This window comes from Olleya aquimaris, from assembly GCF_003259525.1.
GTDB classification, from domain to species: Bacteria; Bacteroidota; Bacteroidia; order Flavobacteriales; family Flavobacteriaceae; genus Olleya; species Olleya aquimaris.
On the sequence record NZ_QLLO01000008.1, the window covers coordinates 18988 to 42138 of the forward strand.

Annotated in this window: 25 protein-coding genes and 2 tRNA genes; 17 read left to right on the forward strand and 10 right to left on the reverse strand. The window is 31.1% G+C overall.

The window, feature by feature from the left end; all coding sequences use genetic code 11:
- Positions 1–152 precede the first annotated feature (152 nt).
- The 3 genes from LY08_RS10915 (at position 153) to LY08_RS10925 (ending at position 2758) form a co-directional block, all read left to right on the forward strand.
- A complete protein-coding gene (locus LY08_RS10915) occupies positions 153–998 on the forward strand; it encodes a transketolase (protein ID WP_111660481.1) in 846 nt (281 codons plus the stop codon).
- Positions 999–1018: 20 nt separating this feature from the next.
- The gene (locus LY08_RS10920; protein WP_111660482.1) at positions 1019–1972 is read left to right on the forward strand and encodes a transketolase family protein; all 954 of its coding nucleotides are present in this window, start codon (positions 1019–1021) and stop codon (positions 1970–1972) included.
- Between the two features lie 144 nt (positions 1973–2116).
- On the forward strand, positions 2117–2758 hold the full coding sequence (locus tag LY08_RS10925; RefSeq protein ID WP_111660483.1) for an outer membrane beta-barrel protein: 642 nt from the start codon (positions 2117–2119) through the stop codon (positions 2756–2758).
- A 41-nt stretch (positions 2759–2799) separates the two neighbouring features.
- Here LY08_RS10925 and LY08_RS10930 read toward each other — a convergent pair whose 3' ends face one another.
- Positions 2800–3813, reverse strand: coding sequence for an FKBP-type peptidyl-prolyl cis-trans isomerase (locus LY08_RS10930; protein ID WP_111660595.1), 1014 nt, complete (start codon positions 3811–3813; stop codon positions 2800–2802).
- An 80-nt stretch (positions 3814–3893) separates the two neighbouring features.
- On the opposite strand from LY08_RS10930, the gene LY08_RS10935 reads away from it, so the two are divergent.
- Together LY08_RS10935 and LY08_RS10940 are read left to right on the forward strand one after the other, a co-directional pair.
- Positions 3894–4268, forward strand: a complete 375-nt coding sequence (locus tag LY08_RS10935; protein ID WP_111660484.1) for an RNA-binding S4 domain-containing protein — start codon at positions 3894–3896, stop codon at positions 4266–4268.
- Between the two features lie 3 nt (positions 4269–4271).
- A complete protein-coding gene (locus LY08_RS10940) occupies positions 4272–4775 on the forward strand; it encodes a phosphoribosyltransferase family protein (protein ID WP_111660485.1) in 504 nt (167 codons plus the stop codon).
- Here the strand turns inward: LY08_RS10940 and LY08_RS10945 are convergent.
- The gene (locus LY08_RS10945; protein ID WP_111660486.1) at positions 4767–5282 is read right to left on the reverse strand and encodes a shikimate kinase; all 516 of its coding nucleotides are present in this window, start codon (positions 5280–5282) and stop codon (positions 4767–4769) included. The genes LY08_RS10940 and LY08_RS10945 overlap by 9 nt on opposite strands.
- Before the next feature lie 124 nt (positions 5283–5406).
- Between LY08_RS10945 and LY08_RS10950 the strand changes: the two genes are divergently transcribed.
- From LY08_RS10950 to LY08_RS10980, 7 genes are all read left to right on the forward strand, one after another.
- Positions 5407–5479 (forward strand) — tRNA-Lys (locus LY08_RS10950).
- Between the two features lie 50 nt (positions 5480–5529).
- Positions 5530–5615: transfer RNA gene (locus LY08_RS10955), tRNA-Leu, on the forward strand.
- A gap of 155 nt (positions 5616–5770) precedes the next feature.
- Complete coding sequence (locus LY08_RS10960; RefSeq protein ID WP_111660487.1) at positions 5771–6673, forward strand: MerR family transcriptional regulator; 903 nt, start codon at positions 5771–5773, stop codon at positions 6671–6673.
- A 12-nt stretch (positions 6674–6685) separates the two neighbouring features.
- The gene (locus LY08_RS10965) at positions 6686–8149 is read left to right on the forward strand and encodes a phytoene desaturase family protein (RefSeq protein ID WP_111660488.1); all 1464 of its coding nucleotides are present in this window, start codon (positions 6686–6688) and stop codon (positions 8147–8149) included.
- 1 nt (position 8150) lies between these two features.
- The gene (locus LY08_RS10970) at positions 8151–8990 is read left to right on the forward strand and encodes a phytoene/squalene synthase family protein (RefSeq protein ID WP_111660489.1); all 840 of its coding nucleotides are present in this window, start codon (positions 8151–8153) and stop codon (positions 8988–8990) included.
- A 4-nt stretch (positions 8991–8994) separates the two neighbouring features.
- Complete coding sequence (locus tag LY08_RS10975) at positions 8995–9444, forward strand: sterol desaturase family protein (protein WP_111660490.1); 450 nt, start codon at positions 8995–8997, stop codon at positions 9442–9444.
- A gap of 6 nt (positions 9445–9450) precedes the next feature.
- Positions 9451–10593 (forward strand): lycopene cyclase family protein, encoded by a 1143-nt coding sequence (locus LY08_RS10980; RefSeq protein ID WP_111660491.1) that lies wholly within the window; start codon positions 9451–9453, stop codon positions 10591–10593.
- Here the strand turns inward: LY08_RS10980 and LY08_RS10985 are convergent.
- From LY08_RS10985 to LY08_RS11020, 8 genes are all read right to left on the reverse strand, one after another.
- Positions 10590–11156 carry a TlpA family protein disulfide reductase gene (locus LY08_RS10985; RefSeq protein WP_111660492.1) on the reverse strand — a complete coding sequence of 189 codons (567 nt, stop codon included), beginning with the start codon at positions 11154–11156 and terminating at the stop codon, positions 10590–10592. The two genes, LY08_RS10980 and LY08_RS10985, sit on opposite strands and share 4 nt — an antisense overlap.
- Before the next feature lie 67 nt (positions 11157–11223).
- Positions 11224–13494 (reverse strand): aconitate hydratase, encoded by a 2271-nt coding sequence (locus LY08_RS10990; protein ID WP_111660493.1) that lies wholly within the window; start codon positions 13492–13494, stop codon positions 11224–11226.
- Between the two features lie 203 nt (positions 13495–13697).
- Entirely contained in the window at positions 13698–14843 is a 1146-nt protein-coding gene (locus LY08_RS10995; protein ID WP_111660494.1) for an acyltransferase family protein, read from the reverse strand.
- 11 nt (positions 14844–14854) lie between these two features.
- Entirely contained in the window at positions 14855–15049 is a 195-nt protein-coding gene (locus LY08_RS11000) for a gliding motility protein GldL (RefSeq protein WP_111660495.1), read from the reverse strand.
- A 1-nt stretch (position 15050) separates the two neighbouring features.
- On the reverse strand, positions 15051–16004 hold the full coding sequence (locus LY08_RS11005) for an AAA family ATPase (protein WP_111660496.1): 954 nt from the start codon (positions 16002–16004) through the stop codon (positions 15051–15053).
- A 6-nt stretch (positions 16005–16010) separates the two neighbouring features.
- Positions 16011–17462: a peptidylprolyl isomerase gene (locus LY08_RS11010; RefSeq protein WP_111660497.1), complete on the reverse strand. Its 1452-nt coding sequence runs from the start codon at positions 17460–17462 to the stop codon at positions 16011–16013.
- Complete coding sequence (locus tag LY08_RS11015; RefSeq protein ID WP_111660498.1) at positions 17425–18273, reverse strand: peptidylprolyl isomerase; 849 nt, start codon at positions 18271–18273, stop codon at positions 17425–17427. The genes LY08_RS11010 and LY08_RS11015 overlap by 38 nt, the downstream gene beginning before the upstream one ends.
- A 1-nt stretch (position 18274) precedes the next feature.
- A complete protein-coding gene (locus LY08_RS11020) occupies positions 18275–20215 on the reverse strand; it encodes a peptidylprolyl isomerase (protein ID WP_111660499.1) in 1941 nt (646 codons plus the stop codon).
- A 208-nt stretch (positions 20216–20423) separates the two neighbouring features.
- Here LY08_RS11020 and LY08_RS11025 point away from each other — a divergent pair, with 208 nt between their 5' ends.
- The 5 genes from LY08_RS11025 (at position 20424) to LY08_RS11045 (ending at position 23105) form a co-directional block, all read left to right on the forward strand.
- Positions 20424–21164 (forward strand): hypothetical protein, encoded by a 741-nt coding sequence (locus LY08_RS11025; RefSeq protein WP_111660500.1) that lies wholly within the window; start codon positions 20424–20426, stop codon positions 21162–21164.
- Between the two features lie 96 nt (positions 21165–21260).
- Positions 21261–21713: an SRPBCC family protein gene (locus LY08_RS11030; protein WP_111660501.1), complete on the forward strand. Its 453-nt coding sequence runs from the start codon at positions 21261–21263 to the stop codon at positions 21711–21713.
- Positions 21714–21953, forward strand: a complete 240-nt coding sequence (locus LY08_RS11035; RefSeq protein ID WP_111660502.1) for a hypothetical protein — start codon at positions 21714–21716, stop codon at positions 21951–21953.
- A gap of 54 nt (positions 21954–22007) precedes the next feature.
- Positions 22008–22439 carry an SRPBCC family protein gene (locus LY08_RS11040; RefSeq protein WP_111660503.1) on the forward strand — a complete coding sequence of 144 codons (432 nt, stop codon included), beginning with the start codon at positions 22008–22010 and terminating at the stop codon, positions 22437–22439.
- Between the two features lie 15 nt (positions 22440–22454).
- The gene (locus LY08_RS11045) at positions 22455–23105 is read left to right on the forward strand and encodes a DNA alkylation repair protein (RefSeq protein WP_111660504.1); all 651 of its coding nucleotides are present in this window, start codon (positions 22455–22457) and stop codon (positions 23103–23105) included.
- The last annotated feature ends 46 nt before the right edge of the window (positions 23106–23151 follow it).

Here is a 23151-nt window from a genome sequence, read left to right on the forward strand (position 1 = left end):
ACTTACTAAAATTGAAATATTTGTACAACACAATAAAAAATAAGAGTAATTGTTAAGAAATCGAGGCAAATCGTTAATAAGTGTAACGATTCAATTTTTGTGACCGCCTTTTAAAAAACTAATTTTGGAACAAAATAATTAACCCATAAAACATGGCAAGCATTCAACAATTAGAAGATTTAACAACACAAGTACGCAGAGACATTTTGCGTATGGTTCATAAAGTAAATTCTGGTCATCCAGGTGGTTCTTTAGGTTGCGCAGAATTTTTTGTAGCACTTTATAAAAACATTATGGACAGAAAAGAAGGATTTGATATGGATGGTATTGGAGAAGATATTTTCTTCCTATCCAACGGACATATCTCTCCTGTTTATTATAGTGTTTTAGCACGATCAGGGTATTTTCCTGTTGAAGAGCTAAACACATTTAGATTGATAAACTCTAGACTACAAGGTCACCCAACAACTCACGAGAATTTACCAGGAGTTAGAATTGCATCAGGATCTTTAGGACAAGGACTTAGTGTAGCGTTAGGTGCTGCTCAAGCTAAAAAATTAAACGGTTGTAACCATTTAATTTACAGTTTACATGGTGATGGAGAAATGCAAGAAGGTCAAAATTGGGAAGCAATTATGTATGCTGCAGGTAATAAAGTAGATAATATTATTGCTACTATAGATTTAAACGGTCAGCAAATTGATGGGTCTACAGATGATGTTTTACCAATGGGAAGTTTTAGAGCAAAATTTGAAGCTTTTGGTTGGACTGTTGTAGATATAGAAAACGGTAATTCTATAGAAGACATCCTAAAAGGAATGGAAAAAGCTAAAAGCTTAACAGGTCAAGGAAAACCAGTTTGTGTGCTACTAAAAACAGTTATGGGTCATGGTGTAGACTTTATGATGCATACACACGCTTGGCATGGTAAAGCTCCAAATGACGAGCAGCTAGCAATTGGATTAGAACAAAATCCTGAAACTTTAGGCGATTACTAATTAACCAGAACTTAGACAAAATGAAAACATATACAAATACAGGAAGTAAAGATACACGTTCAGGTTTTGGAGCTGGACTTACAGAATTAGGACAAACCAATGAAAATGTTGTTGCACTTTGCGCCGATTTAATAGGATCCTTAAAAATGGATGACTTTAAAAAGAATCATCCAGAGCGATTTTTTCAGGTTGGAATTGCAGAAGCTAACATGATAGGTATGGCTGCAGGATTAACAATTGGTGGTAAAATACCATTTACCGGAACTTTTGCAAACTTCTCTACAGGTCGAGTGTATGACCAAATAAGACAAAGTGTTGCTTACTCTGATAAAAATGTAAAAATCTGTGCATCGCACGCTGGTTTAACTTTAGGTGAAGATGGTGCCACACACCAAATCCTTGAAGATATTGGTTTAATGAAAATGTTACCAGGAATGGTAGTAATTAATCCATGTGACTACAATCAAACAAAAGCTGCAACTATTGCAATTGCAGATCACCATGGTCCTGTATATTTACGTTTTGGACGTCCAAAAGTTGCCAACTTTACGCCAGAAGATCAAACTTTTGAAATTGGAAAAGCAGTTCATTTACAATCTGGTAATGATGTTACAATTGTAGCAACAGGACATTTAGTATGGGAAGCTTTAGAAGCTGCAAAAGCATTACATGATAAAGGTATTTCTGCAGAGGTAATCAACATACATACCATTAAACCCTTAGACGCTAATGCTATTATAGAATCTGTAAAGAAAACTAAATGCATTGTAACAGCCGAAGAGCATAACCATTTAGGTGGTTTAGGAGAAAGTGTTGCAAGAGTCCTGTCTCAACATCAGCCAACACCTCAAGAGTTTGTTGCTACCAATGATACTTTTGGTGAGTCTGGAACACCAGAGCAACTAATGGAAAAATATGGATTAAACGCAGAAGCGATTGTTAAAGCTTGTGAAAAAGTAATAAGTCGTAAATAAGTATTTAATATTATACTCAAAAGAGGCTTTAATCTAATTGATTAAAGCCTCTTTTTATTTATATTTAATTTGCCAATCAATTAATTAAAAAAATATTTTGGCATAATTTTCGTTATACTAATAGTTCATCAAAAAACAACAATTATGAAAATTTTACAAAGAATTGAAAAAGACACCAATCTTAAAACAACCCTAAGTAAAAAATTAATCTTAACATCTTTAGGTTCGTTATTATTTTCGACCTTTATTTTTGCTCAAACTACAAGTGGATTTGGTATTAAAGGTGGATTAAACTACAATGGAAATGGTGATTATTTTGAATCTATTTCTAACAGTTATCAAAACCCTGAAGAGAATATTGGTTACCATGTTGGTATTTTTGGGAAGCTAGGAAACAAAGTTTATTTTAGACCAGAGTTAATTTACACTTCAACAACTAGTGATTATGATGCTGGAACATTCGATTTTAAAAAATTAGACGCTCCGTTACTTGTTGGAGTTAAAATATTGGGTCCAATTAGTGTTTTTGGAGGACCATCTTTACAATATGTTTTAGATAGTGACTTTGAAAACGCAACAGTTAATAATATCGAAAATGATTTTACTGTTGGCTTAAACTTTGGTATAGGATTTAGTATTAATAAAGTTGGATTAGATTTACGTTATGAGAGAGGTTTTAATAATAATGAAGCTACTATTATAAACAATAACATGACCATTAATAATCCAAACCGTCTAGATACACGACCAGAACAACTTATCTTAAGTTTGTCCATAATGTTATAAAGCATAAAAAAAGCCACTTTAAAAGTGGCTTTTTTTTGTTATTAATTAGACTCGTTAGAATCTGCATCTAAGTAATTGGGTATTCCGTCTCCATCGCTATCATCGTTAGTTGGATCTCCGTCTCCGTTTTTATCGTTGGTTGGATCACCATCTCCATCACTATCAAAATTTAAATCTGTATCTTCTAAATCTTCATTAGCAGTTAAGACACCATCATTATCATCATCGTTATCAAAAAAGTTTGGAAAACCATCACCATCTGTATCATCGTTAAAACCATCACCATCTTGATCTAAATCCTCTAAACGAGAAAAAATAGAATCTCCATCATAGTCTGTATTAATTCTAGTTAATAATCCTAGTTTAAAAATTATAGGACTGTAGCTTGGTATATTAGTAGTAGCAGAAGAGAAATATCCAATTCCAGAAGGGATAAATACTGCTCCAATACCATGATTATGACTTGTTGTAGTCCCGTCTCCATTTTCACTATACCCTTCTCTAGCTTGAAACTCGATTAATGCTTCTCTAAAACCTGTAATAACTCCTAATGATAACCCTACGTTAGTTAAATTTAATGGTTGATTAACCACATCTGCACTATCAAATACATCACCATTTAAAAGGCTTCCTTCATATAAAACTCCAACAGCATCAAGCGGATGTATATTATGTCCTAAACCTTGTCTTACTTTAAGAATGTATAATTTATAATCTATACCGTCTTGAGTTACTATTTTTTCTTCAACTTGATCTATAAGCGGAATTTTATTACTGTTAGCATCAGCAATAGTATCAAAAACTATTTGAAACGTATCATTAGGTGTAATGCTAGCAGGTGATGAAGATAAATCGCTGTACTCAGGATTAGACTCAAACTCTTCGTAATTATAAAAATGAGTTTGTAAATAGGTTTCAATCTCTGCTATATCTTCAGCATAGACTTCTGCTCTATCTCTTTCAACAAAAGTTGTTGTATCATCTTCTTCTTTTTTACATGATAAAACGGTAACAAAAACTGTTAAAAGTATTAAAGTAATTTTTCTTAATTTCATTATTGCTATTTTTGAGTTGGCAAGATACATTTTAATATAATTTTGTACAATAACGTTAACGCTAATTTTAGATAAATTGTATGCGAATAGATAAATTTTTATGGTGTGTTAGATATTTTAAAACTAGAAATATTGCAACTACTGCATGCAAAAAAGGGCATATTAAGGTAAATGATGTTGTTGTTAAACCTAGCAGAGAGGTTTATCCTACAGATAATATAGAAGTTAGAAAAGATCAAGTAAATTATAAACTAACAGTTTTGGACATTCCTCCAAACCGTGTTGGAGCTAAATTAGTTGATATTTATAGAGTTGATAAAACACCAAAATCTGCTTTTGAAGCTCAAGAATTACTTAAATTAGCAAAAGATTACTACAGAAAAAAAGGCGTTGGGCGACCGACTAAAAAAGATAGAAGAGATTTAGATAATTTAACCTTTGAAAATGAACAATAATTTATGGATACCATCAAAGATACTATATTAGATAAAAATGCAATTAATAATAAGTTACGACGAATAGCTTATCAAATATATGAAGCTAACATTAACGAGAATGAAGTTATTTTAGCAGGTATAGATGTTAATGGTTATATTCTAGCTAAAAAATTAAAAGGAATCCTATCTAAAATATCTCCAATCTCTCCAATACTTTGTAAAGTATCTATTGATAAAAAAAATCCTAGATTAGCTATTAAAACCTCTGTAAAAGTTGAAGATTATCAGAATAAATCTGTTGTTTTAATAGACGATGTTTTAAATTCTGGAACTACATTAATTTATTGTGTTAAACATTTTTTGGAGGTCCCATTAAAACAATTTAAAACTGCAGTTTTAGTTAACAGAAATCATAAAAAATTTCCTGTAAAGGCAGATTATAAAGGCATCTCATTATCTACATCATTAAATGAGCATGTTCAAGTTGATCTAGATGGAACAGACTGGAAGGCTTACTTAAATTAATTTAAAAATAATATTGTTAATTGTTTCTTCTTCAGAATCTGCAGAATCTATTACAATATTTGCCTGATTGTAAAAAAAAGAGCGCTCAAACAAATGCTTTGCAATAAAATCTTTTAATTCTATTTTAGACTTAATATGACTAATTAATGGTCTAGAGGTGTCCTTATACAACCTATTGACCAGTACATCAATATTTGTTTTTAAATAAATAGTTGTGACATTTTCTATAGCGTTTAACCAAGTTATAGTGTCATAAAAACAAGGTGTGCCTCCTCCTAAAGATATTATTGACTTATTAATAGTAGTTGTTAATTCTTTAAGATAAACTTGTTCTAATTTTCTAAAATGGATTTCTCCTTTAGTTTTAAAAATTTCAGGAATACTTAAATGTTCTCTAGTTTCGATATAATTATCCAAATCTATAAACTCATAACCCATTATTTTGGCCAATTTTTTGCCAATAGTCGATTTTCCAGACGCCATATATCCAACTAAAACTAAATTCATTTTTAAGCTTAAATATTGATTATTAAAATTATAGATAAAGTGAAAACAAAAAAACAAAAAAATAATTTAAAATAGGGTTGTATTATTAATAAAACGTTTTATATTTGCACCCTCAAAAGGAAAAGACCGGGTAGCTCAGTTGGTAGAGCATCTCCCTTTTAAGGAGAGGGTCCTGGGTTCGAGCCCCAGCCCGGTCACAAAAAGTTAAGCATCTGCTTAACTTTTTTTTTATCTTTATTTTTCTAAAGCGCACGTGGCGGAATTGGTAGACGCGTTAGCTTGAGGGGCTAGTGACCACTATTGGTCGTGGAAGTTCGAGTCTTCTCGTGCGCACATTACCTAAAAGTTAATTACTTAACTATTAATTAGTTTTCTATTCATTTAGGCGCTTTATTCTTCATTACTTCTAAATTTTAAGTGTTAATTATTTCAAAATGTTTTCTCATTTTTTGTAATTATCCATTCTGTTTAATTATTTTAGCTAAACAATGAACAATATAAAAAATAAATTCAGCATCAAAGACCTTGAAAATTTATCAGGGATAAAAGCGCATACCATCAGAATTTGGGAAAAGCGTTATAATTTGTTTCAACCTAACAGAACAGAAACTAATATTAGATATTATAGTTTAGCTAGTTTACAAAAAATACTAAACATTAGTTATCTTAATAATAATGGTTATAAAATATCTAAAATTGCAAGTTTAGACGCTGAAGAAATTCCTGCACTAGTAAAGCAAATTGCAGAGGAAAACGACAAAAACAACCATACCCTAAACCTTTTAAAATTAGCTATGATCAATTTTGATCAGGCTTTATTTTACAAGACTTATAACGATTTGATTAACGAATTCTCGTTTAAAGACATCTTCTATAATGTCTTTGTCCCGTTACTTGACGAGATTGGTTTACTTTGGCAAACAGATACAATTACTCCTGCTCATGAACATTTTATTGTAGAATTAATTAAGCAGAAAATTATATTAAATACAGAAAAAGCTTTAAACAGTTCTAAGACCTCTAAAGATACTAAAGCATACGTATTGTTTTTACCTGAAAACGAAATCCATGAACTTGGTTTACTGTTTACTAACTATGCGATTATTAACAAAGGGTCTCATTCTATTTATCTTGGTCAAAGTGTCCCGTTAGATAGTCTTCAATTTTTATTATCCCAATATGAAGACATTACTTTTATATCTACCTTTACAGTAAAACCAGATAAAGATAATTTAGAAAGCTACCTTACAGAGTTTGAAAATAAAATTTTAAAAAACACTAATAACAAATTAATGGTCTCTGGTAGAATGGCTTCATTAATTAAGGATATATCTAATCCAAATATTTTAACATTCACATCGACTAAAGAAGTGCTTGAAAATTTACAATAGCCACAGCTACTTATGAATAAAAATATTGCCATAATCGGTTCTGGTTTTTCTGCACTTTCTGCTTCTTGTTATTTAGCAAAAAAAGGCAACCAAGTGACCATTTTTGAAAAAAATAGCACTGTTGGTGGTAGATGCAGACAGTTAAAAAAAGAAGGTTTCACCTTTGATATTGGTCCAAGTTGGTATTGGATGCCAGATATTTTCGATAAATTTTTTGCTGATTTTGATAAAAAAACTTCAGATTATTATCAACTTGACAAGTTATCACCAGCTTATAAAATATTTTTTAAAGATGAAGTAATTACCATTGGAGATACTTTAGAAAAGATTTGCGCTGAATTTGAACGTATAGAGTCTGGAAGCTCTAAACCGTTAAAGGCATTTATTAAAAAAGCTCAAGACCATTACGATATAGCAATCAACAAAGTTGTTTTAAAACCTGGAATTTCACCTTTAGAATTAGTAACAAAAGAGACCATTACAAGAGTAGACCAATTTTTTAAAACTATAAGTGGAGATGTAAGAAAGCATTTTAAAAACCCTAAATTAATTTCTACTTTAGAGTTCCCAGTGTTGTTTTTAGGTGCCAAACCAAGTAATACACCATCGTTTTATAGTTTTATGAATTATGCCGATTTTGGTTTAGGCACTTGGCACCCAAAAGGTGGTATGTATCAGATCATCAAAGCCATGAAAGATTTAGCAGAAAGCTTAGGTGTTACAATACATACCAATAGCCCTGTTTCTAAAATTAATGTTCAAGGTAAAACTGCTTCCTCTATTACGGTAAACAATAAGACTTTAAATTTTGATGTTGTTTTAAGTGGTGCAGATTATCATCATTCAGAAACGTTGTTAGATGAAAAACACCGCCAATACTCAGAAAAATATTGGAGTAAAAAGACTTTTGCGCCTTCTTCCCTACTTTTTTATGTAGGTTTCGATAAAAAGTTAGCTAATATTCAGCATCATAATTTATTTTTTGATACCAATTTTGAAACCCATGCTGAGGATATTTATGATAATCCAAAGTGGCCTAAAGACCCATTGTTTTATGCTAATTTTCCTTCAGAAACTGATGCAAGTATGGCTCCTGAAGGTTGTGAAACTGGTTTCTTTTTAATTCCGATTGCTCCAGGAATTGAAGATACTGCAAAAATTAGAGCACTCTATTTTGACAAAATCATCAAACGTTTTGAACAATTAACACAACAAAATGTTACAAATAATATTATCTTTAAAGAGTCTTTTTGTGTAAAAGACTTTATTAAAGAGTACAATTCTTACAAGGGTAATGCATACGGAATGGCTAATACGTTGATGCAAACTGCTTTTTTAAGACCAAAACTTAAAAGTAAAAAAGTAAACAATCTATACTTCACTGGACAATTAACAGTACCTGGTCCTGGTGTACCTCCAGCATTAATTTCTGGAAAACTAGTAGCAGATTTAATCGTTAAACACCATTTAAATTAATATGAAAGCTCTATTTGATTCTGTATCCTACAATTGTAGTAAAGTGGTGACTAAATCCTACAGTACCTCATTTTCTTTAGCAACTAAAATGCTAGCAAACAGTATTAGACAAGATATTTATAATATTTATGGCTTTGTGAGGTTTGCAGATGAAATTGTTGATACCTTCCATGATTACAATAAAAAAGAATTATTTAAACGTTTTGAGGTCGATTTAGAATTTGCTTTACGAGATAAAATTAGTTTAAATCCTATACTTAACGCGTTTCAGCATACCTACCATAAATGCAATATTGATAAACATATGGTTGATGCATTTATGAAAAGTATGCGTTTAGATTTATCTAAATCTAAATACGAAACCGAACAAGAATATAAAGATTATATATATGGTTCTGCAGATGTTGTAGGTCTAATGTGCTTGAAAGTCTTTGTAAAAGGTGATGAAACTTTGTTTGAAGATTTAAAAGAATCTGCAATGTCTTTAGGCTCTGCCTTTCAGAAAGTAAATTTTTTACGCGATTTAAAAGCAGATCACGATTTATTAGATAGAACATACTTCCCTAATACAGATTTAAGCAACCTAACAGAAGAGGATAAATTATTTATAGTTAATGACATTGAAAATGATTTTAATAAAGGCTTAGTTGGAATAAAAAAATTACCAATTGAAGCTAAGTTTGGAGTCTTTATGGCTTACAGATATTATAACCAGTTATTAAAAAAATTAAAAAAGACTCCAGCTTTAGATATAAAAAACACACGTATTAGAGTCCCTAATTACAAAAAAGCAGAGCTATTAACACGAAGCTACGTTAAGTATCAACTTAATTTATTATAAAACAATGCAAGTATTATATTGGATATTAGTTTTTTTGGGCACTTTTTGTGCTATGGAATTTATGGCTTGGTTTACTCATAAATATATCATGCATGGATTTTTATGGTCATTACATAAAGATCACCACCATAAAGACCACAACAGTTGGTTTGAACGTAACGATGCTTTTTTTATTTTTTACGCCATTGTTAGTATGACCTGTTTCTACCTTTGGAATTATGAAGGTGTCTGGTATTGCTTACCAATAGGTCTTGGAATTATGGCTTATGGCGCTGCTTATTTTGTTGTTCATGATATATTCATACACCAACGCTTTAAGATGTTTAGAAATGCCAATAATTGGTATGCTAAAGGGGTTAGACGTGCACATAAAATCCATCATAAGCATTTAGGAAAACAAGATGGAGAATGTTTTGGGATGCTTTTTGTACCTTTTAAATACTTCAAAAAATAATCTAAGATGCCCAAAACCCATTATGATTTCATTATAGTTGGTAATGGATTAGCAGGCTTACAACTAGCTTTAGCAATAAGTAAAGATTCTTTTTTTAAAAACAAGCAAATTGCATTAATAGACGCTTCCCCAAAAAATATAAATGATAAAACTTGGAGTTTTTGGGAAACTAATCAGGGTAAATGGGATGCTATAACACATCAAAAATGGAATAAAGCAAAGGTTATAACCAATAATAAAAAGGTTGATTTAAGCCTTACGCCTTATTCTTATAAAACCATTCGTGCAATAGATTTTTATACTGAAGCTAAAGCACAGCTCAATCTACAGGAAAATATCCATTTTATAGTAGAACATGTTACGTCAGTTTCAGAAAATGAAATGGTTTTAGTAACCACCGAAACCAATAGCTACACTGCAAATCATGTTTTTGATAGCCGAATTACTGAAGATATAAAGTCGAAATTATCAGATTACATTACTATTAATCAGCATTTTAAAGGTTGGGTAATTAAAACAGAAACCGATTGTTTTGATGAAGACACCATTACCATGATGGATTACCGTTTAAAAGATGGACATCAAACCACGTTTACTTATGTATTACCGTTTTCTAAACGTGAAGCATTAGTCGAGTTTACATATTTTACAGAACATGTTGTTGAGCAACAGGTTTACGATAACTACTTAAAACTATACATAAAAGACTATTTAAAAATTGACAATTACCAAATTACTGAAACTGAAATAGGTCAAATACCTATGACTAATTTTCCGTTTCAAAATTTCAATACTAAAAAAGTTACTAAAATAGGAACTGCAGGTGGTTGGGTAAAGGGAAGTACTGGTTATAGTTTTAAACACACCGAAAAGAAAGTAGAAAAAATTATCACCAATTTAAAAGCTAATCAAATACCTTCAAAACACTTATTTATAAGTAAATATAAATTTTACGATAAAGTATTTTTAAAAGTTTTAAAAGACGATAACCAAAAAGGGGAATGGATTTTTGAGCAGTTTTATAGTAAAAACTCCGTACAAACCATGTTTCGGTTTTTAGATGAAGAATCGACGTTTAAAGAAGAATTAAAAGTGATGTGGTCTTTATTTTCTTGGAGTTTTATCAAGGCTTTTTTTAAGACACTTTAATTATTTAAAAGCCCATCAATAGCTTTTCTAACTGTTTCACTATTCCAATTAGCAGCACCAGATTTATCAATTACAACATTTCCTTTTTTATCTATTAAGAAATTTCTTGGGATACTTTTTACATCAAACAAAGTGTTTGGCGGAGCTTCAGATGGTTGATAGACATTAAATGTATAGTTGTTTTTCTTTAAAAATGCTGAAACTACAGACTTGTCTACGTTAGAAATAAAGACAAATTCAATACTATCTTTATAATCATTATATAACTTTTGCAAACTAGGTAATTCTGCAATACAAGGTGGACACCAAGTTGCCCAAAAGCTAACTAAAACGACTTTGTTTTCCGCTTGACGGAAATTATAACTACTATTATTTAAATCTGTTAACTGCCAATTGTAATTAGTAATAACATCCCTTCCTGAATGACTTTCTATACTTGGCGAAAATAAAGCCAATCCTTTATGCAATTGTATTTGAATAAATTGTCTTGTAGTTGGAATAATTAACAACAGTATTATAAGCGCAAAAAGACTGTTTTTTAGATTAACTTTAGGTAATTTCATATAGTAAACATAAAAAAAAACTCTCGAAGATATCGAGAGTTTTTTAATTTTTAACGGTTTTGAAGAATTATGCGTTATTCTCTTTTTTAATTAAATTTAACGCACTTCCTTCGTTATACCAAGCTATTTGAGCTTCGTTATAAGTATGATTTACTTTAATCGTGTCCCTACTTCCATCTGCATGAACCAACTCTATTGTTAATGGTTTACCTGGAGCAAACGCGTTTAAATCTAAAAAGTTAAAGGTATCATCTTCTTGGATTAAATCGTAATCTGCTTCGTTAGCAAAAGTTAATCCTAACATCCCTTGCTTTTTAAGGTTAGTTTCGTGGATACGTGCAAAAGATTTTACAATTACAGCAGCAACACCTAAGTGACGTGGTTGCATAGCAGCATGCTCTCTAGACGACCCTTCTCCGTAGTTATGATCTCCAACAACTACAGTTTTGATTCCAGCTTTTTTGTATTCGCGTTGTACATCTGGCACACCACCATACTCACCAGTTAATTGGTTTTTAACAAAGTTTGTTTTTTTGTTAAATGCATTAACTGCACCAATTAAAGTGTTATTGGCAATGTTATCTAAATGACCTCTAAAACGTAACCAAGGACCAGCCATACTAATATGGTCTGTAGTACATTTACCAAAAGCTTTAATTAAAAGCTTAGCACCTGTAATATCGTTTCCTATTGGCGTAAAAGGGGTTAATAATTGTAATCTTTCAGAATCTGAAGCTACTTTAACTTCCACTCCACTTCCATCTTCATCTGGTGCTAAATAACCTGCATCTTCTACAGCAAATCCTTTAGGTGGTAATTCCCAACCTGTTGGTTCGTCAAATTTTACTTCTTGTCCATCTTCATTGATTAACGTATCTGTTAATGGATTAAAATCTAAACGACCTGCAACTGCAATAGCAGCTGTAATTTCTGGCGAAGCCACAAATGCATGTGTGTTAGGGTTACCATCTGCACGCTTAGCAAAGTTTCGGTTAAACGAGTGTACTATACTGTTTTTTGGTGCATTTTTAGGATCGCTATATCGTGCCCATTGTCCAATACATGGTCCACAAGCATTAGTAAATATTTTAGCGTCTAATTTTTCAAAAATCCCTAAAATACCATCTCTATCTGCTGTGTAACGTACTTGCTCAGAACCTGGATTGATCCCTAATTCTGCTTTCATTTTTAATCCTTTATCTAAAGCTTGTTGTGCAATAGATGAGGCACGAGATAAATCTTCGTAAGACGAGTTAGTACAAGATCCAATAAGTCCCCATTCTACTTGTAATGGCCAATCGTTTTCTGTTGCTTTTTCTGTCATTTCTTTACCAACTAGTGTTGATAAATCTGGAGTAAAAGGTCCGTTTAATAATGGTCCTAATTCTGATAAATTAATATCGATAACCTGATCAAAATAGTTTTCTGGATTAGCATATACCTCTGCATCTGCAGTAAGATAGTCTTTAATATTATTTGCAGCATCAGCCACATCTGCTCTATCTGTAGCACGTAGGTAACGCTCCATAGATTCGTCATACCCAAAGGTTGATGTGGTTGCACCAATTTCTGCACCCATGTTACAAATAGTTCCTTTACCTGTACAAGACATTGCTGTAGCCCCAGGACCAAAATATTCTACAATAGCACCTGTTCCACCTTTTACAGTAAGAATTTCAGCTACTTTTAAAATTACATCTTTTGGTGCAGTCCAACCAGATAACTTACCGGTTAATCTAACACCAATTAATTTTGGAAATTTCAACTCCCAAGCCATTCCAGCCATTACATCTACTGCATCTGCTCCACCTACACCAATAGCAACCATACCAAGACCACCTGCATTTACTGTATGAGAATCTGTACCAATCATCATTCCTCCTGGGAATGCGTAGTTTTCTAAAACTACTTGGTGAATAATTCCAGCTCCAGGTTTCCAGAAACCAATTCCGTATTTGTTAGATACTGACTCTAAAAAATCAAACACCTCACTACTTACACTATTAGCGTGTTTTAAATCTGTAGCAGCACCATCTTTAGCTTGGATTAAGTGATCACAGTGAACAGTAGTAGGTACAGCCACTTTATCTTTTCCTGCTTGCATAAACTGCAATAAAGCCATTTGTGCTGTAGCATCTTGACATGCAATTCTATCTGGCGCAAAATCTACATAATCTTTACCTCTAGTAAAGGCTTTAGTAGGTGTTCCGTCCCAAAGATGAGAGTATAAAATCTTTTCAGAAAGCGTTAAAGGTTTTCCAACAACTTTACGTGCTGCATCAACACGCTCTGTCATTTGGTTATATACCTTTTTTATCATGTCAATATCAAATGCCATATAGTCTATATTTAAAAGGGTTGTTTATTTGTTTTTATCCTGAAGTTCAGGAATTGCAAAATTACAAAAAATTGAAGAATTTTTAAAATATATAACAAATTTGAATATTTGTTAAATTATATTCAACAAGTTAAATCAAAAACAGATAAAGATTATTAAATTAACAATTTTAAGCGTCATAAAATCGTAAATTAACAAGAAAACTAAAATCTAAACCAACGTTTAAATCTTGTAGAATCACGGAATTTTATAATTGGGTATTCAAAATAGGTGAACAATACAAATGAAAGACAAAAAGTGACACTCCAAAACAAAAGTAAAACTAGCACTTTTTCTAGTGAATTTAATATTGAAATATTGATGAATTTTTGAATAGTTAATAACACTATAGAATAGTTAACCAAGTAAATTGAATAAGACCACAAACTAATTTTTGTGATAGGATTAGTTAATACATGATTTGATCTCCAATTTGACAATACAGGAAATGTTAAGAGAATTGATATAGAAACCAATGCCAAATACCAAATATTAAAAAAAGCACTATATATGTTAGGTTCTAGATGATTTATGTAAATATATAGATGAGTAATAACAAAAATAATTGCGCCTAACATAAAGCTTAACCATTTATAACGTCTCCAAAATTTAGTATAGTAAACACTTGAAAAAGCGCCTAAAAACCCATAGTAAATACTATCAATTCTATAAACAACAACTTTTCTAAGATTTTTACTCCAAGAGAATTCTAGAGTTTGTTCTGTAACACTTAAATCAAAAATAAAACGGTTTAAAGTAAAGCCTATTATTACTAAAAGCGTCATTAATAAAAAACTCCATTTTGTTAGTCTTTTAAATAGTAATGCTAAGATCATTAAGAGGATTGGTCCCAATAAATATGCAAACTCTTCAATAGATAAGCTCCAAGATTCTGTAAAAAAGTCTGGTTGTTGCTGGCTAAAATTCTGTAAAAAGAAAAAGTATTTAAAAAGTTGTTTAGGGGTTTCTGTATTAAAAGCTATTAACAGTCCTATGTTTATTAGTAACACTAAATAATAATTAGGCAAGGTTCTAAACCAACGACGCATCCAAAATTGAGTAAACTGCTTTACACTAGTTTGTTGTTTTAATATGTGTTTTATTAAAATAGTCCCAATTAAAAACCCACTTAAAACAAAGAAAATATCTACTCCAATAGTCCCAAAAAACTGAACCATTTTTATAACAGTAGATTGTGATTCTGGAAATAATAAAATTGTGGAATGTGAGCAAAGTATAAGTAAAATAGCGATTGCTCTAACAACATCTAAACCAAATATTCTTTGCTTATATGTTGTAATTGGTATCAATTAAAAAGGCGTTAGGATTTTTGTCTAGAAATTTTAATTAGTTTAATAATACCTAAAAAGATAGCACAAAATTCTAAGAAAGTTCCGATAGTTAATAATAAACTACCATGTTCTATTGCTTGTACTTTAAAATATGCGCCTATAATTGTTAGAATTACACCAACAATTAATAATAACAAAGGAACTTTAAATTGCTTTAAATTCATTTTAAAACAAGCTTTTAATTATTTGTTCTATAGTAACACCTTCTGCTTCAGCCTTATAGTTTTTTATCATTCTATGACGTAAAATACTTGTAGCTACTGCTTGAACATTTTCGATATCTGGAGAAAACTTTCCGTTAATAGCTGCATGTGTTTTTGCTGCTAATATTAAATTTTGAGAAGCTCTTGGTCCTGCTCCCCAATCTATATACTGTTTAACTAAATCTGATGCTGCCTCACTATTTGGTCTAGTTTTACCAACCATAGTTACTGCATATTCTATTACATTATCCGCTACAGGAATACGTCTAATTAACTGCTGAAAATCTATAATTTCTTGAGCTGTAAACAAGCTATTAACTTGTGGTTTATGGTCTGAAGTAGTGGCTTTTACTACCTGCACTTCTTCTGCAAAAGATGGATATTCTAAATTAATTGCAAACATAAAACGGTCTAATTGGGCTTCTGGTAAAGGATAAGTCCCTTCTTGCTCAATTGGGTTTTGTGTTGCTAGTACAAAATAGGGCAATTCTAATTTATAATGATGTCCAGAAACGGTTACAGCACGCTCTTGCATAGCTTCTAATAATGCTGCTTGAGTTTTTGGTGGTGTACGGTTAATCTCGTCTGCTAAGATAATGTTAGCAAAAATAGGTCCTTTTATAAATTTAAAATTTCGGTTTTCGTCTAAAATTTCACTACCTAAAATATCGCTTGGCATTAAATCTGGAGTAAACTGAATACGCTTAAAATCCAACCCTAAAGCTTGAGAAATAGTATTAACCATTAACGTTTTAGCCAATCCAGGCACACCAATTAATAAGGCGTGTCCACCAGAAAAAATAGAAATTAAAATTTGATTTACGACATCGTCTTGACCAACAATAACTTTGGCAACCTCCTGTCTTAAATCGTTATACTTATTTACTAAATTGTTAATTGCTGCAACGTCAGACATAAATTTTTACTTGTTTTTTAACCAGTTACTACTAAAATCGCAACCTCTGTGTGCTTCGCTAATTTTTATATAAGTGTCAGCAATTTTTTCGTCTTGCCATTTACCAATAGTTTCAAATTGCTTTTCGTTTAAAGCAAGTTCTTTAATTTTTAAGTAATCACGTGCATAATCTGCATCATGCTCGTCTATTCTATCGGTTACAGTTACTAATTTAAACTTAATATTACCTTGTCTATCTGTATCTGTTAATACTTCGCTTACGGTGTTATTTTCTAATCCTTGTAATTGACTGTATAATTCTGGATCCATTTTAGTTAGTTCAAAATTATAATCTTGTGTTTGAGGATTAATTAATTGTCCACCTTGATATTTAGTTTCTTTTTCATCACTAAATTCTTCTGCTGCTTCAGCAAAAGTGTACACACCATCAATAATATCTGTTCTAATTTTCTCAATTTTTTCTTTAGCTTCTAAAACTTCTTCATCAGAGATTTCAGGGACTAAAAGTATGTGGCTTACATCATATTCTTGACCTCTAATCTTTTCTAAGTAAATAATATGAAAACCAAAATCTGTTTCAAATGGTTCAGAAATTTGTCCCTCTTGTAAAGAAAACGCAACATCTCTAAACTCTTTTACCATTCTAGGTTGAGCCCTGTTCATTGGTGGTAATTTACCTCCAGATTTTTTTGACCCAGGATCGTCAGAATAAAACGCTGCTCTAGATCTGAAGCTTTTTCCTTCTTCTTCAACCTCTCTTTTAAACTCTTTTAATTGGTTTATAACGCGTTGTTTTTCTTCCTCGCTAACTTTTGGCTCAATAATTATTTGTGCCACTTTAAGCTCTGTACCAAATCTTGGACGTTCTTCTTTAGGAATTCTATTAAAAAACTGACGCACCTCTTCTGGAGTTACTTCAATGTCTTCAATAATTTTTCTTTGCATTTCTGAAGCTAGTTTGTTGCTTTTATTAATTTCAAAAATTTCTTCTCTAAAACTAACCTCATCCTCTTTTTTATAGAATTTTAATAAAGCATCCATGTTACCATTAAACTGCTGTAAAAATTGCTGAATTTGTTGATCTACATAAGATCTAATTTCGGCATCACTAACCACAATACTATCTTGAATAGCATGGTGTGCATATAATTTGTCTTCTAATAATTTACCAAATAATTGACAACGTGTTACACCTTGTAACGAAGCACCTTGTGCTTTTAATTGAATAATCATTTTATCAATATCACTATCTAAAACAATATAATCTCCTACGACTGCTGCTACACCATCTACCTTGATAGCTCCATTAGTTAATGTAGTATCTACAGCTTGCTCTGTAGTGGTTTCGTCAATAATTTCTTGTGCAGAAACTGTAAACGTTGCTAATAGTAAAAACGCAAAAGCGGAAAGCGTTTTAGTTTTAATTGTAAATTTCAAATTGTTTGTTTTTAATGGCATCTTTAGTAATGTCCTTTTCTAATTGTTTAATTAATTCTAGTTTACGCTTGTTAACTACGATTTGGTTTATGGTTGGTCTAACGTATTCTAGTGGAGCTGTATCGTTTCGTAACAACACATCTTTTATTTGCATCAAATATAATCCTAATGAATCTTTGAGTTGTATAAAATTAGATTTTTTTAACAATTCATTTCTGTATTCTGGTGTTACTGCTGGAATTTTATTAATAGCTTGGTCTACTCTTATCCAAACAGAGTCTTTTAAAGAATAAGATCTAAATTGTATTGAAATAGAATCTAACTCTTTTTTATCTGCTTTATTAAAGCGTTTAAACTTGGTTTTAATTTTATCTAAATCCAATCTATTAGCTTCAACATTTATATATCTAAACTGAATTAATTCTTCGTTTAATTTGAAAGCTTCCCTATTAGCCTGATAATAAGCTTCTGCTTCTGCATTGGATACTATGGTATCCAAGTTTTTAGTAACTAAAGCTTCTAAATACGCTTTGCTATACAAGTCATATCTGTATTGTTGGACTAATTTATCAAACTTTTCTAGCTTAGCATCAGACAAGTTTACCTCTGCTCCTTTTACCAACAATTGTTGAGTAGCCCATTTATTTATAAAATTGTTAGCATAGACTGCACTGTCTGATTTTGAGACAAACTCAGGCATTGCCTTTTTTAAATCTTTATGATATAAATACACATCGTCTATTCTAGCAATTGCATCTTCTTGTGGTGCTTGATTAAAATAGTCGCAAGACCATAAAACACAAATTAGTACTATGTAAATTGAAGTTTTCAAATTATTTTAATTCTTCTTTAACCTGTTTTAATGCTTCTTGATTAATAACAACTTTGTACTTTTTAGACAGATTAGCCAACCAATCTTGTTCTTTTTGATCTTGATAATCTGAAATCACATTACCCTTAGCCTCATTAAAAGTTTTTGACATTTTTGGCAGTACTTCTTTAATCTTAATGACTGTATAAGCATCATTATGCTTATATATTTTAGAAACCCCTTCTGTTAAATTTAACCCCTTTGGTAATGCTTGGTGGTTAACCTCTAAAGTATCAACAATAAAACTAACATTAATTTGGGTATCTGAGTTTAATCCGTTTTGAATTACTTCTATTGTTTTATTATTTTCTAAAAGAGTTTCAACTCTTTTTATAATATTTTTTTTAGCTGAAGATGCTACAATTGCATCCACCCTTGGGTTGTAGTAGTATTTGTCTTTATTAAGCAAATAATACTCTTGAAGCCCTATAGAATCTTGTTTGGCAGCATTCCAAATTTCTGTTTCCATTAAGTCAAATAGTAATAATCCATCTCGATACTCGCTTAAAATCTGAGCATACTCCTCATTTTCAAACTCTAGATTGTCTTCTTGGTAAGTTTTTAAGTTACTTTCTACAAACACTTTATAATTATCGTCAACCAATTTCTTTAAAGGCACTTTTGCTTGACGTCTACGCTGGCTTTTTTCTAAAAAGTCTGCAAAATCATACTGTGTATAGGTTTTATTCCCAATGGTCAATAAAGTTTCTTCGCCTTTAAAATCTGATGGAATTTTCCAAGTGCTAGTAAAAAAATCATCATTTAAGATTGCTACAATTGGTGTTAAATCTGTTTGGGTTGACACATTATATTGTGCCATTAATTTATCTATACGTTTTGCTTCAATAACTTTAGACCTAGAGTCTCTTTTAATTCTGTTTTTTAATTCTGGCTCAAGCTGACTAAAAGGTTTAATTCCGTTTTTTTCATGCAATTTGATAATATGATATCCAAATTCTGATTTAAAAGGTTTGGTAACATCATTTACATTTTGCAAACTAAACGCTTGCTCTTCAAATATCTTAGAGCTTAACTGTCCAGCAGAAAATGTATTTAGTTTACCACCATTAGCACTAGAGCTTTTATCGTCTGAAAACTGTTTAGCTAATGCTGCAAAGTCTTCGCCTTGTTTTACACGTTTATATAATTCCTCTATACGGTCTTTAGCACTTTGTTCTGCTTTTTCGTTTTCTGTAAGCATGATATGAGCCACAGTAACCTCTCCTCTATTATCACGCTTGTCTTTGGTCCAAACTATATGATATCCAAACTGGGTTCTAAAAGGTTGTGACCATTCTCCAACAGGTGTATTATATACTGCATTTTCAAAAGGATACACCATTTTAAAAGCAGTAAAATAACCAAGTTCTTCTGCAAATAAAGTACGTCCATTATGGATGTCTTTTTTTACTGCTTCAAAACCTTCTTGCAAAACACGACCTCTTAATTTTTGAATTTCTTGATACGCTAACAAAGTGTCTTGTGGACTAGCGTTTTCGTCAATTCTAACTAAAATGTGGCTAGCATCTACTTCTGTTTGTAATCTGTTATAAGCTTCTTTTATTAATTGCTCTGTAACTTTATTATCGTTTAAATAATTTTTAGATAATTGATTTTTGTAGTTTTTAAACTCTCTTATATAAGACGGTTTTTGATCTAACCCTAAAGCTTTTGCTTCTGCAATTTTAAGCTTATAATTAACAAATAACTTTAAGTAATTATCTATATCTTTTTGAGAATCGTCTTTTACTAAATCTAAATTCTTACTATAAACACGCTTAAACTCGTTGGTATAAACTGGCTCTCCATCTACTGTAAATAAAACGGTTTTATTTTGGGCTAAAACACTATAACCTAGAAGTAAAAATAGTGTTAGTGTGACATGTAAAACTTTCATTTTCATAATAAGGGCACTTTTGTTAGCAATGATTGCAAAAATAGCAATATTACACTATAATACAAGTACTTTTACAAACCATCCAACAATCTTAAATATAGTAGGTTTAAACTACTAAATTGAAAAAATAATCAACACAAAAACGTTATAGAAGTATTAAAATTATGTGTGATATTAATTAATATGCTATTTTTACTATAAAATAGATATTAATATGATTAAAAATTACTTTTTACTTTTATTACTTATGGTTTCTAATGCTATAATAGCTCAAGAAACCTTAACATTTAATGGTTATGATGGAGCACCAGCAACAATTACTGCTACTTCATCTACAGTTAATGACCAAATTACTATAGTGTTTGAAGATGTTGATCTTATCAATAACTTTTACACAGATGGTCGTACTTACATACACATGTATGGTGGGTTAGACACGCCATCTGGTGGTTTTCAAGGGTCTCCAGGATTTAATGATTTAGGTTCACAACCTCAATTAACTCTAGTAAGCACTGATACAGATGCTAACGCTGGACCAAATACGTATAGTCTTACTATAAACTTAGCTCAGTTTTACACTGGTGTGCCAGACGGAACTACTGTGTTTGGCTTTAATTTACTGTTTCAAAATGAGTTTGGAGGTGGTGGAAACAACCAAACAGCAGACTTATACATAGATTTAATTGATGCAGTTAAAAACTCGACATTAAGTATTACAGAAACTAAAAAAACTGTGTTTTCTGCTAAAATGATAGACAACCAGTTGTTAATTTCTAACTTTAATGGTGTAGTAACTATTAAAGCTTACAATATTTTAGGTAAAGAAATTTTAAGAATACCTAATTTAGAGGTCAACAATACTTTACGTAAAACTTTAAATTTACCTAAAAATCAAATTAGTATTGTTGTTATAGAAACAGCAAAATCCAGACACACTTTAAAAGTCGTTTTATAGCTACAAAAGTATTTTAACGACTATCTTATTAATTATAGCGATTGTAATATTACAATCGCTATTTTTTTTATAGATTTAGTATCATATCCCTTAACAATGAAATACACAATACAAGTAACCATTAATACACCAGTTGAAGAATGCTTTAAGTTGTTAGATGATCATGAAAACATGAAGCATTGGCAAGAAGGCTTAGTCAGTTACGAGCATATATCTGGAGATCCAGGAAAAGTAAATGCCAAAATGAAATTGAATTATAAGTTTGGTAAACGAAAAATGAGTCTAATTGAAACAATAACTTTTAAAGAAAAAAATAAAGCCTTTCATTTTAATTTTGATGCTAAAGGCATGCACAACATTCAGCAAAATTTTTTTGAAGCTATTGACAACAACACTACACAATGGACAAGCGTTAACGAATTTGTCCCTACAAATTTTGCAATGCGCATGATGGCATTATTAATGCCAAAAGCCTTTAGAAAACAATCTGAAAAATATTTAACAGATTTTAAAAATTTTGCCGAAAACGGAACCTCTTTAGCCAAGTAAATGAGACAATTAAAATTAATTTGGGACTTTAGAGGTCCTGATGCAAACAAAATAGCACAACACCACGAAATACACTTAAAGGATTTTATTGCTTTAGAAAAAACAGAATTGAATATTACAGGTGTTGAGCAATTAAATAATATGCATAGCATAGCCTTTATGGTAGTTAATGAATCTGAAATGAAACCTATACGAGATGCTTTAAAACCACATCGTGGACAAATTTATAATCAAAACTAGACTGTATTATATCTTTTTTGATCTTAGCTAATTTGTAAATAATGATTTAAAATCATGAAAACCTTAAACTATTCCATAACTATTAACGCCTCTAAAGACAACGTTTGGAACACCTTATTTACTGACGAAAATTACCCAAAATGGGTCTATGTTTTTGCTGAAGGAGCTTACGCTAAAACCAATTGGCAAGAAGGTAGTCCTGTAGATTTTTTAACTCCAAATGGTGATGGTATGTTTAGTAAGATTCATCAAAAAATTCCAAATAACCTTATGGTGTTTAACCATCTGGGATTTATAAAAGCAGGAAAAAAAGTTTACGATGAAAAATCTAAAGCTTGGGAAAATGCAAAAGAATCCTATCAACTTATTGAAAAGCATGGAAAAACAGAGTTGCAGGTTAGCATGGATACCACTGAAGAATACATAGATTTTTTTAATGAAACTTTTCCAAAAGCTTTAAAAATTATTAAAGAACTTTCTGAATAGAATTATCAAACCCAAATGACTGCCAAAGCATTTATTGAAACTTTAAACATGATTGCTCAAGATTTTAAAGGAGCAATACCTAAAAGAGAATTATTCTCTTTAGCAAAAGAATTTCAATATACACCTGTTTCTGAAGTGGTAATTTTACTTAAGGATAACAATCACGATCATCGTTTAGGTGCTGTATCCATTTTAGATTGGAAAGCTAGAAATAAAAAAACCTCAACCGAAGAAAAAGAAGCCATATATAACGCCTACATAAACAATCATAATTGGATTGATAATTGGGGTTTGGTTGACAGAGCTGCGCCTTATGTGGTTGGTGGATATTTGTACGATAGAGACCGTAAACCTTTATATGATTTGGCAGTGTCTAAAAATCCAATGGAGCGACGTACCGCTATTGTTAGTACTTATTTTTTTATTAGAAAAAAAGACATAATAGACACCTTTAATATTGCTGAAATTTTGATACATGATTCAAACGAATATGTTCAAAAAGCTGTGGGTAGCTGGATTAGAGAAGCTGGAAAAAAAGATGAAAATAAACTAAAAGAATTTCTAGATAAATACGCCAGCACTATGCCTAGAGTAACCTTAAGGTATGCAACTGAAAAGTTGGATAGACAGACTAAAGATTACTATTTAGCTATGAAAAACAATTAACTTTTTAATTGATATTTTTTATAGTGAATTTTTAAAATAAAACGAT

Coding starts and splice junctions, on each gene's coding strand:
- LY08_RS10915 (WP_111660481.1), top strand. CDS start 153: ATGGCAAGCATTCAACAATTAGAAGATTTAACAACACAAGTACGCAGA.
- LY08_RS10920 (WP_111660482.1), top strand. CDS start 1,019: ATGAAAACATATACAAATACAGGAAGTAAAGATACACGTTCAGGTTTT.
- LY08_RS10940 (WP_111660485.1), top strand. CDS start 4,272: ATGGATACCATCAAAGATACTATATTAGATAAAAATGCAATTAATAAT.
- LY08_RS10935 (WP_111660484.1), top strand. CDS start 3,894: ATGCGAATAGATAAATTTTTATGGTGTGTTAGATATTTTAAAACTAGA.
- LY08_RS10925 (WP_111660483.1), top strand. CDS start 2,117: ATGAAAATTTTACAAAGAATTGAAAAAGACACCAATCTTAAAACAACC.
- LY08_RS11030 (WP_111660501.1), top strand. CDS start 21,261: ATGAAATACACAATACAAGTAACCATTAATACACCAGTTGAAGAATGC.
- LY08_RS11025 (WP_111660500.1), top strand. CDS start 20,424: ATGATTAAAAATTACTTTTTACTTTTATTACTTATGGTTTCTAATGCT.
- LY08_RS10965 (WP_111660488.1), top strand. CDS start 6,686: ATGAATAAAAATATTGCCATAATCGGTTCTGGTTTTTCTGCACTTTCT.
- LY08_RS10970 (WP_111660489.1), top strand. CDS start 8,151: ATGAAAGCTCTATTTGATTCTGTATCCTACAATTGTAGTAAAGTGGTG.
- LY08_RS10985 (WP_111660492.1), bottom strand. CDS start 11,156: ATGAAATTACCTAAAGTTAATCTAAAAAACAGTCTTTTTGCGCTTATA.
- LY08_RS11005 (WP_111660496.1), bottom strand. CDS start 16,004: ATGTCTGACGTTGCAGCAATTAACAATTTAGTAAATAAGTATAACGAT.
- LY08_RS11045 (WP_111660504.1), top strand. CDS start 22,455: ATGACTGCCAAAGCATTTATTGAAACTTTAAACATGATTGCTCAAGAT.
- LY08_RS10960 (WP_111660487.1), top strand. CDS start 5,771: ATGAACAATATAAAAAATAAATTCAGCATCAAAGACCTTGAAAATTTA.
- LY08_RS11020 (WP_111660499.1), bottom strand. CDS start 20,215: ATGAAAATGAAAGTTTTACATGTCACACTAACACTATTTTTACTTCTA.
- LY08_RS10945 (WP_111660486.1), bottom strand. CDS start 5,282: ATGAATTTAGTTTTAGTTGGATATATGGCGTCTGGAAAATCGACTATT.
- LY08_RS11040 (WP_111660503.1), top strand. CDS start 22,008: ATGAAAACCTTAAACTATTCCATAACTATTAACGCCTCTAAAGACAAC.
- LY08_RS10990 (WP_111660493.1), bottom strand. CDS start 13,494: ATGGCATTTGATATTGACATGATAAAAAAGGTATATAACCAAATGACA.
- LY08_RS10930 (WP_111660595.1), bottom strand. CDS start 3,813: ATGAAATTAAGAAAAATTACTTTAATACTTTTAACAGTTTTTGTTACC.
- LY08_RS10980 (WP_111660491.1), top strand. CDS start 9,451: ATGCCCAAAACCCATTATGATTTCATTATAGTTGGTAATGGATTAGCA.
- LY08_RS11000 (WP_111660495.1), bottom strand. CDS start 15,049: ATGAATTTAAAGCAATTTAAAGTTCCTTTGTTATTATTAATTGTTGGT.
- LY08_RS11010 (WP_111660497.1), bottom strand. CDS start 17,462: ATGCCATTAAAAACAAACAATTTGAAATTTACAATTAAAACTAAAACG.
- LY08_RS11035 (WP_111660502.1), top strand. CDS start 21,714: ATGAGACAATTAAAATTAATTTGGGACTTTAGAGGTCCTGATGCAAAC.
- LY08_RS10975 (WP_111660490.1), top strand. CDS start 8,995: ATGCAAGTATTATATTGGATATTAGTTTTTTTGGGCACTTTTTGTGCT.